The organism is Solirhodobacter sp. (assembly GCF_964715405.1).
This window is the reverse complement of the sequence record NZ_CBAICG010000059.1, coordinates 1-20,326: the sequence shown is the minus strand read 5'-3', so window position 1 is coordinate 20,326 and position 20,326 is coordinate 1. Positions and strand designations below refer to the sequence as shown.

The window sequence follows — 20,326 nt, the reverse complement described above, 5'->3', positions numbered from 1 at the left end:
ATCGACGTGACCGGGGCCGGTGTCGGTGATGCGCCCATGCTGCCCGCGTTGCTGGACCAGATCGCCGACGGCCAGCCGATTGCATCAGTCAGTGCGGACGGCGCTTACGACACGCGGGCCTGCCACGCGGCCATCGCCGCGCAGGGTGCCTTCGCCCTCATCCCGACCCGCCGCAATGGTCGGCTCTGGAAAGAGAACACACCGGTGGCCCACGCCCGCAACGACATCCTGCGAACCACCCGCCGCCTCGGCTGGGCAATCTGGCGAAGGTGGAGCAACTACCACCGACGAAGCCTCGTCGAAACCAAGATGCATTGCTTCAAGCTCCTGGGCGAACGCATCCGCTCACGCGACTTCGACCGTCAAGTCGCCGAGTTTCAGATCAGGGCCGCCATACTGAACCGCTTCACCGCCCTCGGAACGCCAATCACGCAGCGCGTGGCATAACTCTGTCCAGGTAAAGGGAAACTTCGGCCTCATGCCCATATGTGCAACAAAGCCCGCCGAGCCGACGAAGTCGGGAATGACTTCGGCAAAGTTCATGTGAAACCGGGTGTCGGGGCGGGCGACCTCGGCGAGTTTGGCCCAGATCTGCTGCCGGATGATTCGGGTTTTCGACATGCGCCGCGCCCTCGCCGTGTTTCACTGTTTCATCATTCTGAAACATGTGTTTCATAAACGCAAGGCGGTTGCACCGGGCCAGCGGCCAAGACAGGATAGCATATGGCAACACGGCTAATCCTAACGATTCACGAGAAAATCTCGCGGCTCACGCCCAGCGAGCAGAAGCTTGCGCAGGTGATCCTCGCGAATCAGGGCATCGTCGAAACCCATACGGCCACCGAACTCGCCAGCCTGGCCGAGGTGTCGAAGGCCACCGCGGCGCGTTTCTTCCGCTCGCTTGGCTATGCCGATTTCGAGGAGGCCAAGCTGCAGGCCCGCGAGGAACGGAACCGGACCCAGCCCTATTCCTACTCGGTGGCAAGCTCCGACCGCGTGGTTCTGGGCCGCGCGATCGGCGAGCATCTGACCCTTGAACTCGACAACCTGACCCGCACCTTCGAGGAGATGCGGGCCGACCTGCTGACCGACGCCGCGCGGCTGATCCTCGATGCGCCGCGGCTCTGGTTCCTCGGCCTTGGGCTGGAGCAGGGGCTGGCGCGTCAGGGCCGCGTCATGTTCTCGCGCCTCCGGCCCGACGTGCAGACCCTTGGCGGCAGCGAGGGCGCGCTGGCCGAGGATCTGGCGATGACCGGCCCGCGCGATGTGCTGATCCTGCTGACGCTCGACCCCCGGCCGAAGGTGCTGGGCCAGATCCTGGCCTATGCCCGCACGACGCGGATGAACGTCATCACCCTGACCGACCACACCTATCTGGCGCAGGCGCAGCGGTTCTCGAAGATCGTGTTCCGCTGCCATGTGGCCCACTACGGCCTTGTGCCGACGCAAACGACGCTGGGCAGCGTGCTGCGCCTGCTGGCGCTGGCCTACGCCGGCCTTGCGGGCGAACCCAGCGTCCAGCGCGCCCGCATCATCGACGAGATCAACGAGGAACTCGACATCCTTGAATAGCCGCGGCTGGAGGGTCGCCGGGGTGTCCGCGGGTTTCTTGCCATCGTGCTTCGCGGGTCGCGGCAGGTCGGATGGCCACTCGCCGGTGCTGGCCCACATGCGCGTCCGGCACCAACCGCCCTGCGCAACAGGCAGCGCCGCCGCGCCCCGCCCGATCCGACTTGCAAGCGGAGATGAACCCGCTACCACTGCCCGGTCAAAAGGAACATTTCCGTGATCTTGAATCTTTCGCCCGCGCACCGTGTCTTCGTCGGCTTTGCGCTGTATTCGTTTGCGATGGGCAACATTTTTCCGCGCCTTGCGGATGTGCAATCGGGCATGGGCGTCAGCACCGCCGCGCTGGGGCTCGGCCTGATCGGGGCGCCGGTCGGCACGCTGGTGTCGCTGACCTTTGCCGCCAAGACGCTGGAACGGCTGGGATTCGAGCGTGTGCTGCCGATCGCGATCCCGCTGCTGGCCGCGCTTTATGCGCTGGCCGTCCATGCGCCGTCGCCGGGCGTCCTGTTTCTGCTGCTGCTGCCGGTCGGCCTCACCATCGGCTGCATCGAGATCATGCTGAACGCCGAAGCCGACCGCACCGAACATGTGATCGGCCGCAGGATCATGAACCGCAGCCATGCGTTCTGGAGCATCGGCTTCTTTGCCGCCGGGCTCTTCGGCGCGCAGGTGGCAGCGCTGGGCGTCAGTCCGCAGGTGCACCTTGCCCTTGTGGTGCCGCTGGTGGCGGTGGGCAGTTGGCTTGCGCTGCACGGTCACGCCCCCTTGCCCGCCCGCCCCGGCATCGCGGGGCAGGAGACGCCGCATTTCGCCACCCCCACGGCAGCGATCCTGCTGCTGGTGGTGGTGACGGTGCCCGCCATGCTGCTTGAGGGCGCCAGCATGGACTGGTCGGCGATCTACATGCGCGACACCTTCGCGGCGAACGCGTTCTGGCAGGGCATTGCCGTGTCGTGCTTTGCGGTGCTGCAGGGCGGGATGCGCTATTTCGCCGATGGGGTGGTCGACCGCACGTCGCCCGCGACGCTGGCGCGCATCCTGTTCCTGTCGCTTCTGGCCGGGTGCCTGCTGGTGGTTTTCTCGCCCTATCCCCTGCTGTCGCTGGTGGGCTTCGCCGCGATGGGGCTTGGCACCAGCGCCATCTTTCCGCTGGCGATGTCGGCCGCGGCGCGGCGGCGGGACCGGTCTTCGGCGCTGAACATCGCGGCGCTGGCGCAGTTTTCGTTCCTGATCTTCCTGCTGGGGCCGCCGCTCTTGGGCTATGTCGCCGCCCACCTGGGCATCCGGTTTGCCTATGGGCTGTCGCTGCCGCTGATTGCCGTCAGCCTGGCCACCGCCGGGGCGCTGGGTCAGCGGGATCGCGGCCCCTGACGCGGCAGCCATGGAAGCCGACGAACACCCTGGAGTCACGCTGGGAATCCTTCGTGATTTGTGCACCAGAGCTCAGTCGGAAGCGGCGTTCCGGCTTGCAAGTGACCGCAGCCGCTTGGTGTCCACGCCATGGCGCATCCGGGGTGACTTCCCCTTTCCCCGTCGGGTTCAGGCCACGCGAACGATTTTGGCCGTGCCGAGCGCCGAGAAGCGGTTCATCAGTGCGATGCGGATCCGGATTTCTGCGGTCTGGCGGTCGGGGTCTCGTGCACTGATACGTTCTCTGACGGCCATGAGCCAGCGCATCCATTGCCCGGCAATGGTTTGCTTGCAAACCATGACAGGGTCGCCTCGATCCTGCCGCGGGCAAGGTATCCGGTCCAGCGCTTCCGGAACGCCCGGCCGCAGTGGCGCGCAGGGTTTCGTTTCGGGCCCGTGCGGCCGGGCGGTCCTTCTGCCAGGGGCGTCCGTTCTTGCGGATCGGTATGATCTCGGTGGCCTGGCGGTCGATGATGGCGGAGTGGCACCTGCGGTGTCGCAGGCGCCGTCCGTTGTCCGACAGGATATGCTTTGCATATCCGGGAGGGGGCAGTGACGGTGCCGATCTCTTCGCCTTCGGGGATCTGGTCGAGCAATTCCGGCAGCACCGGGCGGTCACCGTCGCTGCCGGGGATGAACTCCACCGCCCGGATGTCCGAAGCGGCGGTGTCCATCGCCAGATGCAGCTTGCGCCCCCTGTCGGCGATTGTCAGCAATCGCCTGCCGGGCAGCGATTGGCGGCGGCCCTGCGGCCGGTGTTTTCGGGCCTGCCACTCGTCATCTCCGCGGAACTTGATCCCGGTGCGGTCGACCAACAGATTGAGCGGCCCATCGGTGCGCCGCTATGGGATCCGGACGGCCAGTGTCTTCTGCCTGCGGCAAAGGGTTGAATCCTCGGGCTCCGCCCAGTCCAGGTCGCCATCCGAAGCAGGCTGGCCACCAACCCTGTCGTCTGCGCCAAGGGCAGCGTGAACAGAACCTTGATCGTCGGGCAGAACTGGATGGTGGCATCAGAGAACACCGCAGGGCCACCGGGGCGGCCGTCCTGCAGCGCACGCCAGGGCCATGCCCTTGTCCAGCCGGATCCGCCAAGAGCCGCGCTGCTTCAGGGCGGCAGTGTCGCTGGACCCGTTCGTCGTGCGGTCGCGGGCGGGCGGGGGCTTCGTCCTGCCGCCCTTCCAACCGGATGGATTCACGCTGTGAATCCTCGGTCGGCCGCGGTCTGCAACAACGCCCACCGGCACCCTGCTTTACTCCATCGCGCTTTGGCACACCGGCGGGGCGCAGGTGGTGGGGTGCTGCCGAACGGCTTTTACGCGATCACCGGAACCTTCATCTTCGGCCTGCCGATCACCGGCTTCTGCGTCCTCGCGATCTCGGTCGCGATGGGGATCGTGCGCGAATACATTCCCATCGGGCGCTCCCTCTGTGCCATCGGCGCGATCCAGCGTGCCGCGGACCTGAACGGCATCCCGACCCGCAAGTTCGTCATCGGCGCCTTTGTCACCTCGGGCCTGCTGACCGCGATCAACGGCGTGATCCTTGCCTCGAAGCTGCGCATCGGCCAGGCCGGCGTCGGGCCGGGATTCCTGGTGCCCGCGCTGGTCGGCGCCTTTCTCGGATCGACCACCATCAAGCCGGGCCGCGTCATCGTCTGGGGCACCATCGTCGGCGTGGCCATCCTTGTGGTTGGCATCTCCGGCATCCAGCAATTCGGCGGCTCGTTCTGGGTCGAGCCGATGTTCAACGGCCTCACGCTGCTGATCGCCATCGGCATCGCAAGCTATGCGCGGCGCAAGAACGGCGCCCCGCGCAAATAGCGGCATCTGATTTCAGGGAGGGCCCACACAGGCTCGGAAGAACCTTCATCGCGCCCCTGCTGGCCAGCACCGCGCTGTCGCCCTTGCCGCCGCCGGTATCGCGGGCGATGGCGCCCCGAAGGCGATGGCCCGGAAAGCGCCGGTCAGCGCATCCGTGCCGGACAAGTATCAGCCGGTCGCCGTGGCCGAACCGCGGAACCTGCAAGGCCGGCACCTGGTGGACGAGGTGAACCGCGCCGTTCAGGGCGCGGCCTGGTCGGGCGAGATCTCGCCGCTGCTTGTCGTGACGAAGGGGACCGTCCCCCTCGACGGTGGCGGCACGAACATCTTCGATCCGGGCAACGGCTACCGCTTGGCCCATGCCAGAATCCGGGGGAGGTGATCTTTGCAGGCAAAGCCAGTCAGGGGCTGTGGTGGATGGGTCTGCCCGGCCTTTGGCAAAGCCCGCGGCGGCCCGGAATGGACGGGGCCGCACCGATCAATCTCGGCCGGGAGGGCGCCCCACGCGGATGCGGCGCAAGGGGCCAGGGCGGATGATCGGTGACGCCTCGGTTGCCTGTTGTCACAGCGTGTCGATGATTTTTCGCGCCGCATCCGTCACGGGTGCCATCGTCGCGGCGAGAATCTGGATGCGGTCGAACAGTGCCGGATTTTCGGCAAGGACCCGGCGCAAGGCCGTGCCGAACGCCATGCGCAGTTCGGTGCCGAAATTGATCTTGCAGACATGGGTTTCGCGCGCCAGATGCCGCCGCATGGCGGGGGCCAGCCCGGACCCGCCGTGCAGCACCAGCGGCAGACACGGCGCGGCCGACTGGATCGCGGCAAGGCGTCCCAGATCGACGCGGACGCCGGGCGCGGTCATCAGATGGCGGTTGCCCACCGCGATGGCTAGGGCGTCAACCCCGGTTTCGCGGGCAAAGCGGGCGACCTCGGCCGGTTCCGTGCCGCGGGAGTCGGCGCCGTCCTGATAGCCGACGAAGCCCAGTTCCGCCTCGACCGACACGCCCGCAGCATGGGCCATCCACGCGATTTCGGCGCTGCGGGCAATGTTTTCGTCCAGCGCAAGCGCCGAACCGTCGAACATCACCGAGGTGAAGCCGCAATCGACGGCCTGTTGGCAGACAGCAAGGCTTTCGCCGTGATCGAGATGGGCCACGACCGACACCGAGGCCCCTTCCGCCAGCGTGCGGAACATCGCGCCAAGGACCGCAAGCGGCGTGTGGGCGCGGCAGCCGGGGCCGGCCTGCAGGATCACCGGGCGCCCGGCGGCCTCGGCGGCGCGGACATAGGCCACCGCATCCTCCCAGCCCAGCACGACCAGCCCGGCCACGGCGGTGCCGTCGGTCAGGCAGGGCGTCAGCACGTCGCGAAGTGTGGCAAGGGTCATTTGAACTTGGCGATCATGTCTTTGATGCCGGGAATGGTCTCGATCTGATCGGCATGGCTCGGCTGGAAATACTGCACCAGCGACCGCTGGGACAGGCCGCCGAGAATGGTGAAGTAATACATCTGATACCCCGGCAGCACGCAGCAGGGATGGTAGCCCTTGTCGAGCAGGATCGTGGACCCGTCGACGATGTGATAGGCGTCGCCGGGCTGGCCATCCTCGCGTTGCAACATCAGCAGGCCCGACCCTCGGGGCGGGTTGAAGCGGAAATTGTAGGCCTCGTCGTGGCGGGTTTCCAGCGGCAGGCGGTCGGTGTCGTGCTTGTGGCTGGGAAAGCCGGACCAGCCGCCCGCGCCCACGGTGAACAGTTCGGACACCAGCAGCCGCCCGACCCGGCCGTGGTATTTCTGGCCCAGGATGTGCTTGATCTTGCGGTGGGTCTTGGTGTCGTCGGAACCATACTGCACCGGGTCGATCTCGGCCGCGCGGACCGCGAAGGGGGGCAGAACCTCATCATGCTTCGCGCCAGCCACGAAGACCTCGGCCGGGCCTTGCGTGCAGGTGATCCGCGCGGGCTGGCCCGAGCCGACATAGACGCCCTCCGGTTCGCCGTCCCAGACGTTCAGGCGGCGCTGACCGATCCCGGCGAAGGTCTGGCCGCCGGTGGAAACCTCGACGGTGCCGGTGGCCGGAACGATGCAGGTTTCATAGCCGGGCACGGTGGAGGTGAACTGCTCGCCCGCCGCCAGCTTCACGATGTTGAAATAGACCAGCGGCACCAGCGGATGATCCGCGCCGACGATGGGCTGGTTGCGATTGTCGTAGGGGGCGATGTGCATGGGCGGTCCTATCCGTGCCGGTCAGAAAGAGGCGATGAAACGCTCGACGGCGTCGTGGTCTGGCGAGGCGGGCGCACAGCCGACGCCCGAAACGACAAGCGCCGCGGTTGCCGCACCGCGCCGGACGGCCGCCTCCAGCGTGCGGCCCTGCGCCAGCCCGGCCAGCAGGCCGCCCATGAAGCCGTCCCCGGCGCCGGTGGGCTTCAGCGCGGTCACCCGGAAGATCGGGGTGGCAAAGCTGAAATCGGCGGTGAAGGTGGTCGAACCCTCGGCGCCGCGCTTGTAGACGGTGAACAGCGCGCCGCGCCGCGCCAGGCTGCGGGCGAAGGCGGGCCCGGCCTCCAGCCCACCGGCCAGCAGGCCGAATTCGACGTCATTGCCGATCACGATATCGCAGTCCCCGGCGGCCTCGCTGCAGACGGCGGTGGCCTCGCTCTCCGAGGCCCACGAATAGGCGCGGTGGTCGATGTCCAGCACGATCAGCGCCCCGGCCTTTTTCGCGTTGGCGATGGCGCGAAACGCGGCGCGGCGCGACGTCTCGGCGGCCAGCGCCGTGCCGGTGACGACAAGGGCGGCAACCGGTGCATAGTCAACCGCGCCAACATCCGCCTCCGACAGCGCGAAATCGGCAGCGCCGTTGCGGTAAAGCACCGTCTGGCAGCCCTCCGCAACGGTTTCGGTCAGCGCCAGCGATGTGCGCCTTTCGCCACCCACACGGCGAACGTGCCGGGTATCGACGCCATAGCGCGCAAGCTCGGCCAGGCAGAACCGCCCGATCGCATCATCCGACACGCAGGACAGCATCGACGCCCCGGCCCCCTGACGGGCCAGCGCCACGGCGATGTTCCCCGCTGATCCCCCGATGGAGGCGGTGTATCCGGTGGCGGTCTCGATCCTGGCGCCCGGCGGATCGGCGTTGAGGTCCATGCCGACGCGGCCGAGGACCACGAACCGGTTCAGCGCCATGCGCTGCCACAGGCGCTGCATCACGTTCCCCGGCGCTGGTTGGCACGGCCTGTCGCGGTCATGGCGCAAGTGGTGACGGGCTGCGCCGCCGTTCCACGAAGCGTGATCCCCGTCCGACCCATGCCAGCACCGCCGCTTTCCGAATCTCTTGACCGCATCTTGGCCGATACGATAGCCATATTGCAACCGGTTGCAAAAGTTTTTGAGGGAAGCCCCATGCGGGATATCGGGATCGGGATCGTCGGTGGCGGCTACATGGGCAAGGCGCATTCGGTCGCCATGTCGGCCGTGGGTGCCGTCTTCAACACCCGGCTTCGTCCGCGGCTGGAGATGATCTGTGCCACGACGCCCGAAACGGCCGAAGCCTATCGGGTCGCCTATGGCTTTGGCCGGGCCACAGCGGACTGGCACGCGCTGGTTTCGGACCCGAAGGTCGAGGCCGTCATCATCGCCAGCCCGCAGGAAACTCATCGCGCCATCGCCGAAGCAGCATTTGCGCTGAAAAAGCCCGTCTTCTGCGAGAAGCCGCTTGGCGCTGGTCTTGCCGACAGTCAGGCCATGGTGGCCGCCGCCGAGGCCGCGGGTGCGGTGAACATGGTGGGGTTCAACTATATCCGAACCCCGGCCTCGCAACAGGCCCGCGCGCTGGTGGCGCGTGGCGAGATCGGGCAGGTGACGTGGTTTCGTGGCGAGCATACCGAGGATTTCGATGCCGACGCCTCGCGCCCGGCCACCTGGCGCAATTTCGGCGTGGCGAATGGCACGATGGGCGATCTGGCGCCGCACATGATCAATGCGGCGCTGGCGCTGATCGGGCCGATCGCAAGGCTCAGCGCCGATATCGCAACCGTTCACAAGGATCGGCCCGGCACCGCGGGGCGCGCGGTGAATGACGATATCGGCCAGTTCATGTGCCGTTTCGCCAACGGGGCGATGGGGCATCTGAGCTTCAGCCGTATCGCGACCGGCCGCAAGATGGGCTATGCCTACGAGATCACCGGCACCAAGGGCGCGATCCGCTTTGACCAGGAGGATCAGAACGCGCTCTGGCTTTACCGCGCCGACGACCCTCCGGCCGAACGCGGGTTCCGCAAGATCCTGACCGGGCCCGACCATCCCGATTACCTGCCGTTCTGCCAGGGCCCCGGCCACGGCACCGGCTATCAGGACCAGATCATCATCGAGGCGCGGGACTTCCTGCGGGCGATCGAGACCGGCACGCCGGTCTGGCCCACCTTCCGCGACGGGATGGAGGTCAACCGCGTCATCGCCGCCGCCCATGCCAGCCATGCCTCCGGCGGCTGGATCGACCTGTGAAAGAACAACCATGATCCGCATCGGAAATGCGCCCTGCTCCTGGGGCGTGGAATTCGCCGACGACCCGCGCAATCCGCCGTGGCGGCGGGTGCTGTCGGACTGCGCGGCCGCCGGATACCGGGGGATCGAACTGGGGCCGGTGGGCTTCATGCCGGAAGACCCCACGGTGCTGGGCGAGGCGCTGGTCGAGAATGGTCTGACGCTGATCGGCGGCGTGGTGTTCCGTCCCTTTCACGACCCGGCGCAATGGGACGACGTCTGGGACGCCGCCAACCGCACCTGCACGGCGCTAGTGGCGCATGGCGCGCGGCATCTGGTGCTGATCGACTCGATCTCGCCCCGCCGCGCGCCGACCGCTGGCCGCGCGGCCGAGGCCGAACAGATGGCGCCCGCCGAGTGGGCGGCCTTCGTGGACCGCATCCGCCGGGTGGCCCAACTGGGCGCCGATCACGGGCTGACGGTCGGCATCCACGCCCATGCCGCGGGCTTCATCGATTTCGAGCCGGAGCTGGAGCGGTTGCTGGACGGGGTGGACGAAAGCCTGCTGAAAATCTGCTTCGACACCGGCCACCATTCCTATGCGGGCTATGATCCGGTGGCCTTCATGCGCCGCCACATCGGGCGCATTTCCTACATGCACTTCAAGGACATCGACCCCGTTGTGAAGGCGCGCGCCGTGGCGAACCGCACCGGGTTCTACGACGCCTGCGGGCAGGGCATCTTCTGCAACCTCGGCACCGGCGACGTCGATTTCCCCGCCGTGCGGCAGGTTCTGCTGGACACGGGGTTCGAGGGCTGGTGCACGGTCGAGCAGGACTGCGACCCGGCGGGCGGCACCTCGCCGATCGACGACGCCCGCGCCAACCGCGCCTATCTCTCCTCCATCGGGTTCTGAAGGGGCATCGCCATGACACGACTGAACTGGGGCATGATCGGCGGCGGCGAGGGCAGCCAGATCGGCCCGGCGCACCGTCTGGCCGCGGGGCTGGACGGGTATTTCACCTTTGCCGCCGGTGCGCTGGACCACGACCCTGCGCGCGGGCGCGACTTTGGCCAGCGGCTGGGGCTGGCGGCCGACCGCGCCTATGGCGACTGGCGCGAGATGCTGGCGGGCGAGCAGGGCCGCCCCGACCGGGTGGACCTGGTCACCGTGGCCACGCCCAATTCCACACATTACGACATCTCGAAGGCGTTCCTTGCGGCCGGGTTCAACGTCCTGTGCGAAAAGCCGATGACCGTGACCGAGGCCGAGGCCGAGGATCTGGTGCTGACCGCCCGCAAGGCGGGGCGCATCTGCGCGGTGAACTACGGCTATACCGGCTATGCGCTGGTGCGCCACATGCGGGCGATGGTGGCGCGGGGCGACATTGGCAAGGTCCGGCTGGTGGTCGCCGAATTCGCCCACGGCCACCACGCCAATGCGGCGGATGCCGATAACCCGCGGGTGCGCTGGCGCTATGATCCGGCGCAGGCGGGCGTTTCGGCCCAGTTCGCCGATTGCGGCATCCACGCGCTGCACATGGCGTCTTTCGTCACCGGACAGGAAGTGGCGCGGCTGTCGTCCGACTTCGCCTCGTGCCTGCCGTCACGGGTGCTGGAGGATGACGCGATGGTCAACTTCCGCATGGAGGGCGGCACCGATCAACCCGATATTGTCGGGCGGCTCTGGACGTCGTCGGTGGCGATCGGGCGCCAGCACGGGCTGACGATCCAGGTCTTTGGCGAAACCGGCGGCCTCCGCTGGGCGCAGGAACAGCCCAACCAGCTTTACTACATGCCGCTGGGCCAGCGTCTGCAGGTGATCGAACGCGGCGAGGGCAACCTGTCGCCCGAGGCCGACCGCGCCAGCCGCGTGACGGTGGGCCACGCCGAAGGGATGCCGCTTGCCTTCGGCAACATCTATCGCGACCTGGGCGAAAGCCTGATGGCGGCACGCACCGGCCGGACGCCCGACCCGGCGGTGACGCTGTTCCCCACTGCCGAGGATGGCCTGCGGTCCATCGCGGCGATCCATGCCGCCGTCGCCTCGGCCAGGGCCGAGGGCGTCTGGGTGGACGCGCGGCCCTTGCTCTTTCGCTAGGGCAGGGGTCGCAGGGTCGCCCGTTCGACGATGCGACTGGGAAACAACCGCGCCTCGGGCAGGCGGTCGGGGTCGGAAAATCGTGCCTCGATCAACTCGATCGAGGCGGCGACGATCGCCGCGAAGGGCTGGTGAATCGTGGTCAGCGCGATGCCGGCCCAGCCCGCCATTTCCATGTCGTTCAGCCCGATGATCCCGACCTCGTCCGGCACGCCAAGGCTCGCGTCGCGGATCGCCGACAGCGCCCCGATCGACAGCACGTCGTCGGCGCAGAAATAGGCCTCGGCGCGGGTGGCCTGCAGCAGCCGGGCCATCTCGGCCCGCCCCGCCGAAAAACTGTAGGCGCCCGCGAAGCTGACCGAGGCCGCGATCCCGTCCGACGCGGCGGTCTCCAGGAACCCCTGCCTGCGGTCCTCGGTGGTCGAGGCGGTCTGCGGCCCGCCGATGAAGCCGATGCGCCGGTAGCCGCGCGCGATCAGGGTTCGCGCCGCCATGCGCCCGGCCTCGACATTGTCGATGCCCGCCACCGGCACGACGGGCGAGCGCGTGGCGCGGCCGAAGGCATGAACGACCGGCATTCCCGCCTGCTGGAAGGCAAGCGGGAAGTCGTCGGGAACATGCGACGAGGCGACGATCACGCCATCGACCGAATATTGCCGCAGCAGGTTCAGCGACCGCGCCGGGTCGGTTTCGTCCGACAGATTGACCAGCAGCGGGCGCAGACCGTGTTCCTGCAGCCCGCGGGTGAAAAGATCGAAGATCTGCAGAAAGACCGGATTGTGGAAGTTGTTCGACACCAGCCCCACAAGCTGGGTCTTCCGGGTGGTCAGGCTGCGGGCAAGGATGTTGGGGCTGTAGCCCAGGTCCGACGCCGCCTTTTCGACCTTGGCCCGGGTCTTGGGCGACACCGAGGCGCCGGGCGTGAACGCGCGTGAGACCGCCGCCCGCGACACGCCGGCGCGCTCCGCCACATCCTTCAGGGTGATCGCCATGCCGGGGTGCACTCTTTGCCAGGGCCTTCGTGGTCAACCTAGCGTGGTTTCCGGCGCTTGTCATTTCGCTGCCGTGGCGCGCGACGCCCGCGGCCGACAACGTCACGCCGGCATCGGCGGCATCACACCCGCACAGAAACCGAAAATGGCCGTGCAAGGTTCGCGGGCACTGTCAAGGGAACCCGGCCTGCGGCGCTGCGGGCGCCCGGCTTGGCTTCACGCATGACCCGGCGCTCGCCGTTCGGTTCCGTCAAGACCTCGCCCGAGATCATCCGCCCGGCGGTGATGATCTGCGCGCGGCTCCCATCGGCGTTGCGGAATGTCGCGGACCTCCGGCACGAGCGCGGGATCGAGATCGGCCACGAGGCGGTGCCGTTCTGGTGGAACCGGGTCGGGTCAGGTTCCTTGGCAGGTGCACTGTTCGACGACTGACCAAGCCCCCGTCAGCATCGCTGACCGACGGTGATACAGCACCGCGTTCAGGGATCTCGGCATCCGCGACCGGCCGTTGGGCCAACAATCGAGGGAAACCTCACACCCGCCGTTCCGAAGGCGCAAGAGGGTGACGCTTCGTTTGCAGCGGATGCGCAGGTTGGACGCTTCAGGAAAGCACATCCAAGGACAGATCGAAGACATCGTCCGGGAAGAACTTCGCAAGGCGAATGTCGGCCGAGCGTGCGTGGCCTTCCATCCCCTCCAGCCGGGAAATCCGCGCGGTGGCCTCCGCAAGTGGCCGGGCCGCCGCCCGGGTCGCCCGCTGCCAGGTTACAGTCTTCATGAACTTGTGCACCGAAAGTCCGCCGGTATAGCGCGCGGCGCCCGATGTCGGCAGCACATGGTTCGGCCCCGAGGTCTTGTCGCCGAAGGCAACGGTCGTTTCCTCGCCCAGAAAAAGCGAGCCATAGGACCGCAGCCGTTGCAGCCACCATTCCAGATCCCGGGCCTGGACATGCAAATGCTCGGGCGCAAACTGATCCGCCACGGCCGCCATTTCCTCGGCGTCGGTGCACAGGATGACCTCGGCAAAGTCCGCCCAGGCGGCACTGGCGCTCTCGCGGTTCAGGTCGGGCAGGGTCCGGATCAGTTCGGGCACCCGGGTCATCACCCGCACGGCCAGATCTTTGTCGGAGGTGACCAGCCAGACCGGGGAATTGTAGCCATGCTCCGCCTGTCCGACCAGATCGGCGGCCACCAGTTCGGCGTCGGCGTTGCCGTCGGCGATCACCATGCTGTCCGTCGGGCCGGCGAACATGTCGATCCCGACCTGCCCATAGAGGATGCGCTTTGCCTCGGCGACGTACTGGTTGCCCGGGCCAACGAGGATGTCGGCCTTCGGCACCCCGAACAGGCCGTTCGCGATCGAGGCGACGCCCTGAACGCCCCCCATGCTCAGGATCACATCGGCGCCGCACAGGTCCATCGTGTAGATGATCGCCGGCGGAATCCCGATCCCGGGGCGCGGAGGGGAGCAGGCCGTGATGTGCGGAACCCCGGCGACCTTGGCCGTGGTGATGGTCATGATCGCGCTGGCGACGTGGCTGTAGCGCCCGCCCGGCACATAGCACCCGGCCGACGAGACCGGGATCTGCCGTTGCCCGGCAACCAGCCCCGGCAATATCTCGACGGCAAAATCGGTGACGGTCGCCCGCTGCGCCTCGGCAAACCGGCGCACGTTGTCATGGGCAAACCGGATATCCGCCTTCAACCGCTCCGGCACCAGCGCGGCCGCAGTCACCCGCTGTTCGGCCGACACGATGATCTCGCCATGCCATTTGTCGAGATCGGCGGCAAATCTGCGCGCGGCACTTTCGCCGTCGGCGGCAATCTCTGCCAGCATCTTTTCAACGACGGCACGCACGTCGCCGTGGCCGGTTTCAGCGGAGCGCCCGGCTTTCTTCAGGTAGATCATGGTTTTGACTTCCAGGTTACATTCTGCCCTTCCAGGGCACGACGCGCCTTTCGATAAAACGCATCAGAAGATCGAAGGCGAAGGCGATGATGGCGATGACGAAGATCCCCATGATCACGACCGGGGTTTGCAGGAACTGGCTGGCCGACAGCACCATGTAGCCAAGGCCCTTGGTGGCGGCGACCATCTCGGCCGCGACGAGGGTGGTCCAGCCGAACCCGATCCCGACCCGCATCGCCGTCAGGATTTCCGGCATGGCCGAGGGCATGATGACATGGCGCATGACCTGCCAGCGCGTTGCCCCGAAGGAATAGGCCGCGTGGATCTGCTCGATCGCCGCCGACTTCACGCCGGAGCGGGCGCCCAGCACGATCGGCGCGAAGACCGACAGGAAGATCAGCAGGATTTTCGACGTCTCGCCGATGCCGAACCAGATGATCATCAGCGGCAGATAGGCCAGTGGCGGGATCGGGCGGTAGAACTCGATCGGCGGATCGAAGAGGCCCCGCATCACCGGGCTCATTCCCATCGCAAGGCCAAGCGGCAACCCGATGACGCAGGCCAGAATGAAGGCGCTGAACACGCGCACGGTCGAGATCGTCAGGTGTTCAAGAAACGGCGTGCCGGTGAAGCCGCTGTTCCAGATCGTGACGAACTTGGTCAGGATCGCTATCGGCGGGGGCACAAACAGCGGTTTGACCCACCCCATCGCCGTCACCAGCCACCAGACGAAGAAGAACAGCGCGATCGAGAAGACCGACAGCCACAGCGTGTTGCCCTGACCCGGCACGCCGTAGATTTCGCCCGGCTTGGTCGGGCGGGCCCTCGACAGGCGCGCGATCAGGCCGACCGTCTTCGCCGGTACAGCGGGTTTGTCGGTCATGCCACGGCCTCCTCGTCGGCGAAGATGATCTTCAGGACGTCTTCCCGAAGCCGGATGAATTCGGGCGATGCCTTGACCTGGCGTGCGGATGTGCCGGCCAGGAACTGCCGCGAGAATGGCAGGTCGAAGAGGTGGGTGATCCGACCGGGACGCGGCGACATCACGACCAGTTTTGTTCCCATGAACAGCGCTTCTTCGACGCTGTGGGTGATGAAGAAGATCGACTTGCGGGTGTTGTGCCAGATGTTGAGGATCAACTCCTGCGCCTTTTCGCGCGTCAGCGCATCCAGCGCGCCAAGCGGTTCATCCATCAGCAGAATCTCGGGGTCGCAGGTCAGCGCGCGGGCAATCCCGACGCGTTGCTGCATCCCGCCCGAAAGCTTGTAGACCGGCGATTTCTGAAAGCCGTCAAGCCCCAGAAGCCCGACGAACTTGTTCGCGGTCTCATAGCGCTTGCTCTTGCCGATCCCTTGAATTTGCAGGCCGAACGCCACGTTGTCCAACACGTTCAGCCACGGCAGCAGGGCATGTTTCTGAAAGACCACCGCCCGGTCGGCCCCGGGGCCGTCGACCCGATGGCCCCCCAGGGTCAAGGTGCCGGAGGTCGGTGACAGGAACCCGGCGATGAGATTGAGCAACGTGGATTTTCCGCAGCCCGAGGCGCCGAGGGCGACGACGAATTCATCATCCTCGATGGTCAGATTGATATTGCTCAGGGCGGAAACTGGCGGGCGCCCGTCTGCTGCGGGAAACACCACCGAGACGTTGTCGATCTTCAGCCCCATAGGGCAACTCCCCAAACGGTTGCGACGTCCTGCCCGGCGCGGGCCGGGCAGGACCGCGTTGCGCTTACTTCGCGGCGGCTTCGGCGTAGGACCCGTTCACGAAGGGCGCGTAGTCCTTCGCGACGGAGTCGATCCGGCCAGCGGCCTTCAGGAAGTCCGCCGTGCTCTTGACCGTCGCGGCGGCGCCGCCAAGCCAGGTCGCAGTGATCTGCGTCGACATCGGCAGGAAGGTGAAGCCTGCAAGGATATCGGGCACCTGGGCAGGATCGGCACCGGTGGCGCTGGCCAGCGCCTTGGCCTCGGCGCTGTCAGCCGTCCAGGCTGCGGGGTTCTTCAGGTACATGGCGTTGACCCGATCGACTTCCTTCAGGAAAGCCACGATCTTGTCCTTGTTGGCCGCACCGAACTTGGTGTTCACCACCCAGCCGTCAAAGGTCGGGTAGCCCCAGGCCGCGGTCTGGTCGGCGCCGATGATCAGCTTGCCCGACTTGAGGATTTCCGACTGCACCGGCTGCCAGATCCAGGCCGCGTCGATCACGCCCTGATCCCACGAGGCCGCGATCTGGTCGGGCTTCATGCTGACGATCGTCACGTCGGTTTCGGCAATCCCCGCGTGCTTGAGCGCACCCATGAGCGAGAAGTGGGCGGTCGAGCCGACCGGCACCGCGATGCGCTTGCCTTTCAGGTCGGCGATGCTGTTGATGCCCGATCCGTTGTGCGCGATCAGGGACTCGGCCTTGCCGATCACGTCCGAGAAGGCGATCAGTTGCAGATCGACACCCTGGCTCGACGCGATGGCAAGCGGCGAGGAGCCAAGCTCGGACAGGACCACGTCGCCCGAGGCCATCGCCGCGATGACGTCGGTGCCCGAGGCGAACTTCCGCCACTCCACGTCCCAGCCGGTCGCCTTCTGGACGGCGTCCGACGTGACGAGAAGCTGCATCGGCGTCGGGTTGCCGAAATCGCCGATAATGATTTTCTCGGCCTGTGCCATGCCCGCAAACAGGGCAGAGGCCACAACGCCCATCATCAGGTGCTTCAGTTTCATTGGTAGGTACCTCCTTGTCGTTGTTGTCGTTATCTCAGGTCTTCTCGTCGTCTCACGGCTTCGCCGCAGGTTTGTCCTGACGCGCGAATGCCGTGATAGCCTCTGTCAGCCTGTCCAGCGTGTCAAATGCCTCGGCGCCCTGTGCGATCGAATCCGCGATCAACGAGAATTCCGTACACGCGATCATCTGAACGCCTGCGCCGCGTGCAGACAAGCCATCAGATGCAGCTTTGAGGGCCGCGCGAGCTTCAGGCTGCGGTCCTTCGGCCTTGATCTGGCGGATCGCGGCCAGCATCGCGGGCTCGTCGCTGGCGTAAAGCCCCGTCAACCCCAGCTTTGCCAGCGGCGCATCGAACAGGCCGACCTTCCGCACGGCGGGCGACGCCAGGATGCCGATGGTCCTGCGCTCCCCTGCCAGACGCGCCGCATGCGCAACCGAAACCTCGACCATGTCCAGAAACGGAACCGTCACAGCGGCCCGGATCGCGGGCGCGTAATGATGCGCCGTGTTGCAGGGCATGGCCAGCGCCTCGGCCCCGCCGGCAACAAGGCGCCGGGCCATGTCGGCCAGCACCGGGCCGGGATCCTCGCCGGTTCCGTCGATCAGATGGCGAATGCGCGAGGGCACCTGCGGATTCTGGTCGACGATCAGCGGGATATGGTCGGCATCGTCGCGGGCGCTTACCCCGGCCAGGATCCTTTGCATCAGCAGGATGGTCGCCTCCGGCCCCATGCCGCCAAGGATACCGACCCGCCGCATCAGGCGTCACACGTCCGGCGGAACGCCGCGCCGATCCCGTCAGCCGGTCTTGGGGCCCGCTGGCTGACTCTGCCGCTGACCCGCGCCTGATCCATCTGGTTACTCGGCGGCCATGGCTTTGGCATCGCCCGCAAGAACAGCGTCATAGCCGAACAGCGCCGCCGATCCGCCGGTGTGCAGGAACACAACGCGCTCGCCCTTCCTGAACTTGCCCTTCCGGCAATAGTCGATCAGGCCGGCCGCCCCCTTGCCGGAATAGACCGGGTCCAGCAGGATACCCTCCAGTTGCGCGAACATGCGGATTGCTTCCAGTGTATCCTCGCGCGGAATGCCGTAGCCTTGCCCGACATAGCTGCTGTCCGCCACCACATCGCTGCGCGACACCACATCCGGGCAACCCAGTTTCTGCGCCGTTTGCAACGCCAGCTTGTAGACGTTCTCCTCCTGCTTTTCCTTCGGCGCGCGCACGCCGATCCCGGTCAGCGGAATGCCCGCGTTGATCGCCTTCAGCCCGGTGATCAGCCCCGCCTGCGTGCCCGCGCTGCCGGTTGCCGTGACCAGATGGTCAATCACCATCCCGCGGTCATTCGCCTGCGACACCAGTTCGAAGGCACAGTTGACATAGCCCAGCGCCCCCGTGGCGTTCGAGCCGCCGCCCGGGATGAGGTAGACCTTGCGGCCCTCGGCGCGCAGCCTCTCGGCCACCGCCTCCATCTCGGCCTGCATGTCCATGCCCCCGGCGCGTTTGGACGTGGTCGCCCCGTGCAGGTGGTCCAGCAGCACGTTGCCGTTGGTGTTGTAGTTGGCGTCATTCGACCCGGTGCGATCCTCCAGCAGGATATGGCAGGCCATGCCCAGCTTCGCCGCGAAGGCCGCCGTCTGGCGCGCGTGGTTGGACTGCGTGGCGCCCTGCGTCATCACCGTGTCCGCGCCCATCGCCAGCGCCTCGGCCATCAGGAATTCCAGCTTGCGCGTCTTGTTGCCACCGGTCGAAAGCCCGGTGCAATCGTCACGCTTGATCCAGAGTTCCGGCCCTCCCAACTCTCGTGACAGCCGGTCCAGCTTTTCCAGAGGGGTCGGCAGGTGGGCCAGAAAGACCCGTGGGAAACGAGCGAGGTGCATGGAGCTTCCTTATCAAGACTTGCGCATAGGAACTATCTTCGCGTCAATTCCGAATAGCAAATTCGAAATTTTCGACATAACTTGCGACTTGTGCAAGTTGGAGGGTGAAATGCGGCTGGAGTGGCTCGAAGACATCCTTGCGGTGGCCGAGACCGGATCGTTTGCCGAGGCGGCGGAGAGGCGCAATCTGACCCAGTCGGCGTTTTCGCGCCGGATCCGGAATATCGAGGAGCAGGTCGGGGCCGAACTCTTCGACCGGACGCGAAAGCCGGTTCACCTGCTTGACCATACAGAGGCCCAGCGGGATCAGATCGCGCACCTCGCCAGACTGCTGCGCCAACTCGGCGCCGACCTGCGCCGCGGCGACCGGATGTCCGAGAACCGGCTGGTCATTTCCAGCCAGCATGCGCTGACGACAAGCCTGACGCCCTCGATCATCAAGGACATCAACCGCCACCGCAGCGACATCTACATCCGCCTCCGTTCGGCCAATCTCGAGGACTGCTTCGCCCAGCTTCTGTCCCGGCAGGCGGACATCCTGATCGTCTACCGGCTTCCCGAGAACGAGCATCCTATCCTCGGGGCGTATATCGAAAGCATCACGATCGGGGTCGAGCGGCTCATTCCGGTGATGGCCTCAGAAGCCCTTGCCGGTCTGGCGGCAAGCCGTGCCGTCGGCGTGTTGCCGTACATCGCCTACCCGACCGACGTGTTTCTCGGTCAGGTGCTGGAGCGCAGGATCCTGCCGCGCCTGCGCGGCGCGATCGATGCATCGCCAAGAGCGGAAACCGCCCTGACGCTCGCATCGATCGAACTGGCAACGATGGGCATCGGGGTGGCCTGGGTGCCCGAGTCGCTTGCGCGGGACCGCATCGCGGCGGGCAAGCTGGCAGACCTGTCCGACAGCCTTCCCAACTGCAGCCTCGAGGTGACCGCGGTCCGCCTCGTCGGCAAACCGGGACCGGTCGAAGTTGCGGTCTGGGAACGGCTTGTCAAATACCGGCTTCCCGGAGCCGCAAGCGCAGACCCACATGGCGATTGGCCGTAGCTGTTCCATCCCGGATCATCACACAGGCCGTCGGCGCTCTGCGTTTTTCATGGCAAGGTCGATCCTGAGGGACATTCGGCGCGGGGTGCGGGCATGCGGATCCTTCTTCACAGCCAAGCGACGACGACGCCGAAGGTGTGGGCGGCGATCCAGGCCAGCGATGAGCCTGCTTCAGCGTTGGCGGAGCGCTTTGGCACGACCGTGCAGACCGTCTACAAGTGGAAACACCGCGACAGCGTTCATGAGGGCGATCCGCCATCACGACTTCACAGAATGCGGCGACTGCGGGGCCGAGCTTTGTCGCCTGCGCCAGCATCCGCGCCGGGGTCCATTCCGCATAGCGACGGTGGGCCGAAGGCATATGATCCGGCAGCGTGACATGGCTGCGCCG

At 66.6% G+C, this 20,326-nt stretch carries 20 protein-coding genes and 1 pseudogene; 10 read left to right on the top strand and 11 right to left on the bottom strand.

Annotation, left to right across the window (positions count from 1 at the left end; genetic code table 11):
- The 3 genes from AC11WY_RS17795 to AC11WY_RS17785 all read left to right on the top strand — a co-directional run.
- Nucleotides 1–447: IS5 family transposase (locus tag AC11WY_RS17795; protein ID WP_482927975.1), on the top strand; the 447-nt coding region annotated here is incomplete at its 5' end.
- 276 nt (nucleotides 448–723) lie between these two features.
- Nucleotides 724–1,572 carry a MurR/RpiR family transcriptional regulator gene (locus tag AC11WY_RS17790; RefSeq protein ID WP_482927973.1) on the top strand — a complete coding sequence of 283 codons (849 nt, stop codon included), beginning with the start codon at nucleotides 724–726 and terminating at the stop codon, nucleotides 1,570–1,572.
- 213 nt (nucleotides 1,573–1,785) lie between these two features.
- On the top strand, nucleotides 1,786–2,940 hold the full coding sequence (locus AC11WY_RS17785) for an MFS transporter (protein WP_482927971.1): 1,155 nt from the start codon (nucleotides 1,786–1,788) through the stop codon (nucleotides 2,938–2,940).
- 168 nt (nucleotides 2,941–3,108) lie between these two features.
- Here AC11WY_RS17785 and AC11WY_RS17780 read toward each other — a convergent pair.
- Nucleotides 3,109–4,175: pseudogene (locus AC11WY_RS17780) on the bottom strand (IS5 family transposase).
- Between the two features lie 99 nt (nucleotides 4,176–4,274).
- Between AC11WY_RS17780 and AC11WY_RS17775 the strand changes: the two are divergent.
- Together AC11WY_RS17775 and AC11WY_RS17770 are read left to right on the top strand one after the other, a co-directional pair.
- Nucleotides 4,275–4,799 carry an ABC transporter permease gene (locus AC11WY_RS17775; protein ID WP_482927969.1) on the top strand — a complete coding sequence of 175 codons (525 nt, stop codon included), beginning with the start codon at nucleotides 4,275–4,277 and terminating at the stop codon, nucleotides 4,797–4,799.
- Between the two features lie 124 nt (nucleotides 4,800–4,923).
- The gene (locus tag AC11WY_RS17770; protein ID WP_482927967.1) at nucleotides 4,924–5,181 is read left to right on the top strand and encodes a hypothetical protein; all 258 of its coding nucleotides are present in this window, start codon (nucleotides 4,924–4,926) and stop codon (nucleotides 5,179–5,181) included.
- A gap of 180 nt (nucleotides 5,182–5,361) precedes the next feature.
- Here AC11WY_RS17770 and AC11WY_RS17765 read toward each other — a convergent pair whose 3' ends face one another.
- From AC11WY_RS17765 to iolC, 3 genes are read right to left on the bottom strand one after another with little or no spacing between them, the layout of a single operon-like run.
- Nucleotides 5,362–6,186, bottom strand: a complete 825-nt coding sequence (locus AC11WY_RS17765; protein ID WP_482927965.1) for a class II fructose-bisphosphate aldolase — start codon at nucleotides 6,184–6,186, stop codon at nucleotides 5,362–5,364.
- Nucleotides 6,183–7,025, bottom strand: a complete 843-nt coding sequence (locus tag AC11WY_RS17760; protein ID WP_482927963.1) for a 5-deoxy-glucuronate isomerase — start codon at nucleotides 7,023–7,025, stop codon at nucleotides 6,183–6,185. Before AC11WY_RS17760 ends, AC11WY_RS17765 begins: the two co-directional genes overlap by 4 nt.
- Nucleotides 7,026–7,046: 21 nt before the next feature.
- The gene (iolC, locus tag AC11WY_RS17755) at nucleotides 7,047–8,012 is read right to left on the bottom strand and encodes a 5-dehydro-2-deoxygluconokinase (RefSeq protein WP_482927961.1); all 966 of its coding nucleotides are present in this window, start codon (nucleotides 8,010–8,012) and stop codon (nucleotides 7,047–7,049) included.
- 195 nt (nucleotides 8,013–8,207) lie between these two features.
- Here iolC and AC11WY_RS17750 point away from each other — a divergent pair, with 195 nt between their 5' ends.
- From AC11WY_RS17750 to AC11WY_RS17740, 3 genes are read left to right on the top strand one after another with little or no spacing between them, the layout of a single operon-like run.
- Nucleotides 8,208–9,308, top strand: coding sequence for a Gfo/Idh/MocA family protein (locus AC11WY_RS17750; RefSeq protein WP_482927959.1), 1,101 nt, complete (start codon nucleotides 8,208–8,210; stop codon nucleotides 9,306–9,308).
- A gap of 10 nt (nucleotides 9,309–9,318) precedes the next feature.
- Entirely contained in the window at nucleotides 9,319–10,203 is an 885-nt protein-coding gene (locus tag AC11WY_RS17745; protein WP_482927957.1) for a TIM barrel protein, read from the top strand.
- A gap of 12 nt (nucleotides 10,204–10,215) precedes the next feature.
- On the top strand, nucleotides 10,216–11,388 hold the full coding sequence (locus AC11WY_RS17740) for a Gfo/Idh/MocA family protein (protein ID WP_482927955.1): 1,173 nt from the start codon (nucleotides 10,216–10,218) through the stop codon (nucleotides 11,386–11,388).
- Here AC11WY_RS17740 and AC11WY_RS17735 read toward each other — a convergent pair.
- Nucleotides 11,385–12,380 (bottom strand): LacI family DNA-binding transcriptional regulator, encoded by a 996-nt coding sequence (locus tag AC11WY_RS17735; protein WP_482927953.1) that lies wholly within the window; start codon nucleotides 12,378–12,380, stop codon nucleotides 11,385–11,387. The genes AC11WY_RS17740 and AC11WY_RS17735 overlap by 4 nt on opposite strands.
- Before the next feature lie 222 nt (nucleotides 12,381–12,602).
- Here AC11WY_RS17735 and AC11WY_RS17730 point away from each other — a divergent pair, with 222 nt between their 5' ends.
- A complete protein-coding gene (locus tag AC11WY_RS17730) occupies nucleotides 12,603–12,812 on the top strand; it encodes a hypothetical protein (RefSeq protein WP_482927951.1) in 210 nt (69 codons plus the stop codon).
- 169 nt (nucleotides 12,813–12,981) lie between these two features.
- On the opposite strand, the gene hisD is transcribed toward AC11WY_RS17730, so the two are convergent.
- The 6 genes from hisD to cuyA all read right to left on the bottom strand — a co-directional run bounded on the left by hisD (nucleotide 12,982) and on the right by cuyA (nucleotide 18,887).
- Entirely contained in the window at nucleotides 12,982–14,289 is a 1,308-nt protein-coding gene (gene hisD, locus AC11WY_RS17725) for a histidinol dehydrogenase (protein WP_482927949.1), read from the bottom strand.
- A 16-nt stretch (nucleotides 14,290–14,305) separates the two neighbouring features.
- Nucleotides 14,306–15,172, bottom strand: coding sequence for an ABC transporter permease subunit (locus AC11WY_RS17720; RefSeq protein WP_482927948.1), 867 nt, complete (start codon nucleotides 15,170–15,172; stop codon nucleotides 14,306–14,308).
- Nucleotides 15,169–15,957 carry a taurine ABC transporter ATP-binding protein gene (locus AC11WY_RS17715; RefSeq protein WP_482927946.1) on the bottom strand — a complete coding sequence of 263 codons (789 nt, stop codon included), beginning with the start codon at nucleotides 15,955–15,957 and terminating at the stop codon, nucleotides 15,169–15,171. The genes AC11WY_RS17720 and AC11WY_RS17715 overlap by 4 nt, the downstream gene beginning before the upstream one ends.
- Nucleotides 15,958–16,021: 64 nt before the next feature.
- The gene (locus tag AC11WY_RS17710) at nucleotides 16,022–17,005 is read right to left on the bottom strand and encodes a taurine ABC transporter substrate-binding protein (RefSeq protein ID WP_482927944.1); all 984 of its coding nucleotides are present in this window, start codon (nucleotides 17,003–17,005) and stop codon (nucleotides 16,022–16,024) included.
- Between the two features lie 52 nt (nucleotides 17,006–17,057).
- Nucleotides 17,058–17,765, bottom strand: coding sequence for a cysteate racemase (cuyB, locus tag AC11WY_RS17705; RefSeq protein ID WP_482927942.1), 708 nt, complete (start codon nucleotides 17,763–17,765; stop codon nucleotides 17,058–17,060).
- A 99-nt stretch (nucleotides 17,766–17,864) separates the two neighbouring features.
- Nucleotides 17,865–18,887 (bottom strand): D-cysteate sulfo-lyase, encoded by a 1,023-nt coding sequence (gene cuyA / locus AC11WY_RS17700; RefSeq protein ID WP_482927940.1) that lies wholly within the window; start codon nucleotides 18,885–18,887, stop codon nucleotides 17,865–17,867.
- Between the two features lie 109 nt (nucleotides 18,888–18,996).
- On the opposite strand from cuyA, the gene AC11WY_RS17695 reads away from it, so the two are divergent.
- Nucleotides 18,997–19,935, top strand: a complete 939-nt coding sequence (locus AC11WY_RS17695; RefSeq protein ID WP_482927938.1) for a LysR family transcriptional regulator — start codon at nucleotides 18,997–18,999, stop codon at nucleotides 19,933–19,935.
- Nucleotides 19,936–20,326 lie beyond the last annotated feature (391 nt).

Bases quoted from the DNA above. Each gene is read 5' to 3' on its own strand.
- AC11WY_RS17790 (WP_482927973.1), top strand. From the start codon at position 724: ATGGCAACACGGCTAATCCTAACGATTCACGAGAAAATCTCGCGGCTC.
- AC11WY_RS17770 (WP_482927967.1), top strand. From the start codon at position 4,924: ATGGCCCGGAAAGCGCCGGTCAGCGCATCCGTGCCGGACAAGTATCAG.
- AC11WY_RS17765 (WP_482927965.1), bottom strand. From the start codon at position 6,186: ATGACCCTTGCCACACTTCGCGACGTGCTGACGCCCTGCCTGACCGAC.
- AC11WY_RS17760 (WP_482927963.1), bottom strand. From the start codon at position 7,025: ATGCACATCGCCCCCTACGACAATCGCAACCAGCCCATCGTCGGCGCG.
- iolC (WP_482927961.1), bottom strand. From the start codon at position 8,012: ATGCAGCGCCTGTGGCAGCGCATGGCGCTGAACCGGTTCGTGGTCCTC.
- AC11WY_RS17750 (WP_482927959.1), top strand. From the start codon at position 8,208: ATGCGGGATATCGGGATCGGGATCGTCGGTGGCGGCTACATGGGCAAG.
- AC11WY_RS17745 (WP_482927957.1), top strand. From the start codon at position 9,319: ATGATCCGCATCGGAAATGCGCCCTGCTCCTGGGGCGTGGAATTCGCC.
- AC11WY_RS17740 (WP_482927955.1), top strand. From the start codon at position 10,216: ATGACACGACTGAACTGGGGCATGATCGGCGGCGGCGAGGGCAGCCAG.
- AC11WY_RS17735 (WP_482927953.1), bottom strand. From the start codon at position 12,380: ATGGCGATCACCCTGAAGGATGTGGCGGAGCGCGCCGGCGTGTCGCGG.
- AC11WY_RS17730 (WP_482927951.1), top strand. From the start codon at position 12,603: ATGACCCGGCGCTCGCCGTTCGGTTCCGTCAAGACCTCGCCCGAGATC.
- hisD (WP_482927949.1), bottom strand. From the start codon at position 14,289: ATGATCTACCTGAAGAAAGCCGGGCGCTCCGCTGAAACCGGCCACGGC.
- AC11WY_RS17720 (WP_482927948.1), bottom strand. From the start codon at position 15,172: ATGACCGACAAACCCGCTGTACCGGCGAAGACGGTCGGCCTGATCGCG.
- AC11WY_RS17715 (WP_482927946.1), bottom strand. From the start codon at position 15,957: ATGGGGCTGAAGATCGACAACGTCTCGGTGGTGTTTCCCGCAGCAGAC.
- AC11WY_RS17710 (WP_482927944.1), bottom strand. From the start codon at position 17,005: ATGAAACTGAAGCACCTGATGATGGGCGTTGTGGCCTCTGCCCTGTTT.
- cuyB (WP_482927942.1), bottom strand. From the start codon at position 17,765: ATGCGGCGGGTCGGTATCCTTGGCGGCATGGGGCCGGAGGCGACCATC.
- cuyA (WP_482927940.1), bottom strand. From the start codon at position 18,887: ATGCACCTCGCTCGTTTCCCACGGGTCTTTCTGGCCCACCTGCCGACC.
- AC11WY_RS17695 (WP_482927938.1), top strand. From the start codon at position 18,997: ATGCGGCTGGAGTGGCTCGAAGACATCCTTGCGGTGGCCGAGACCGGA.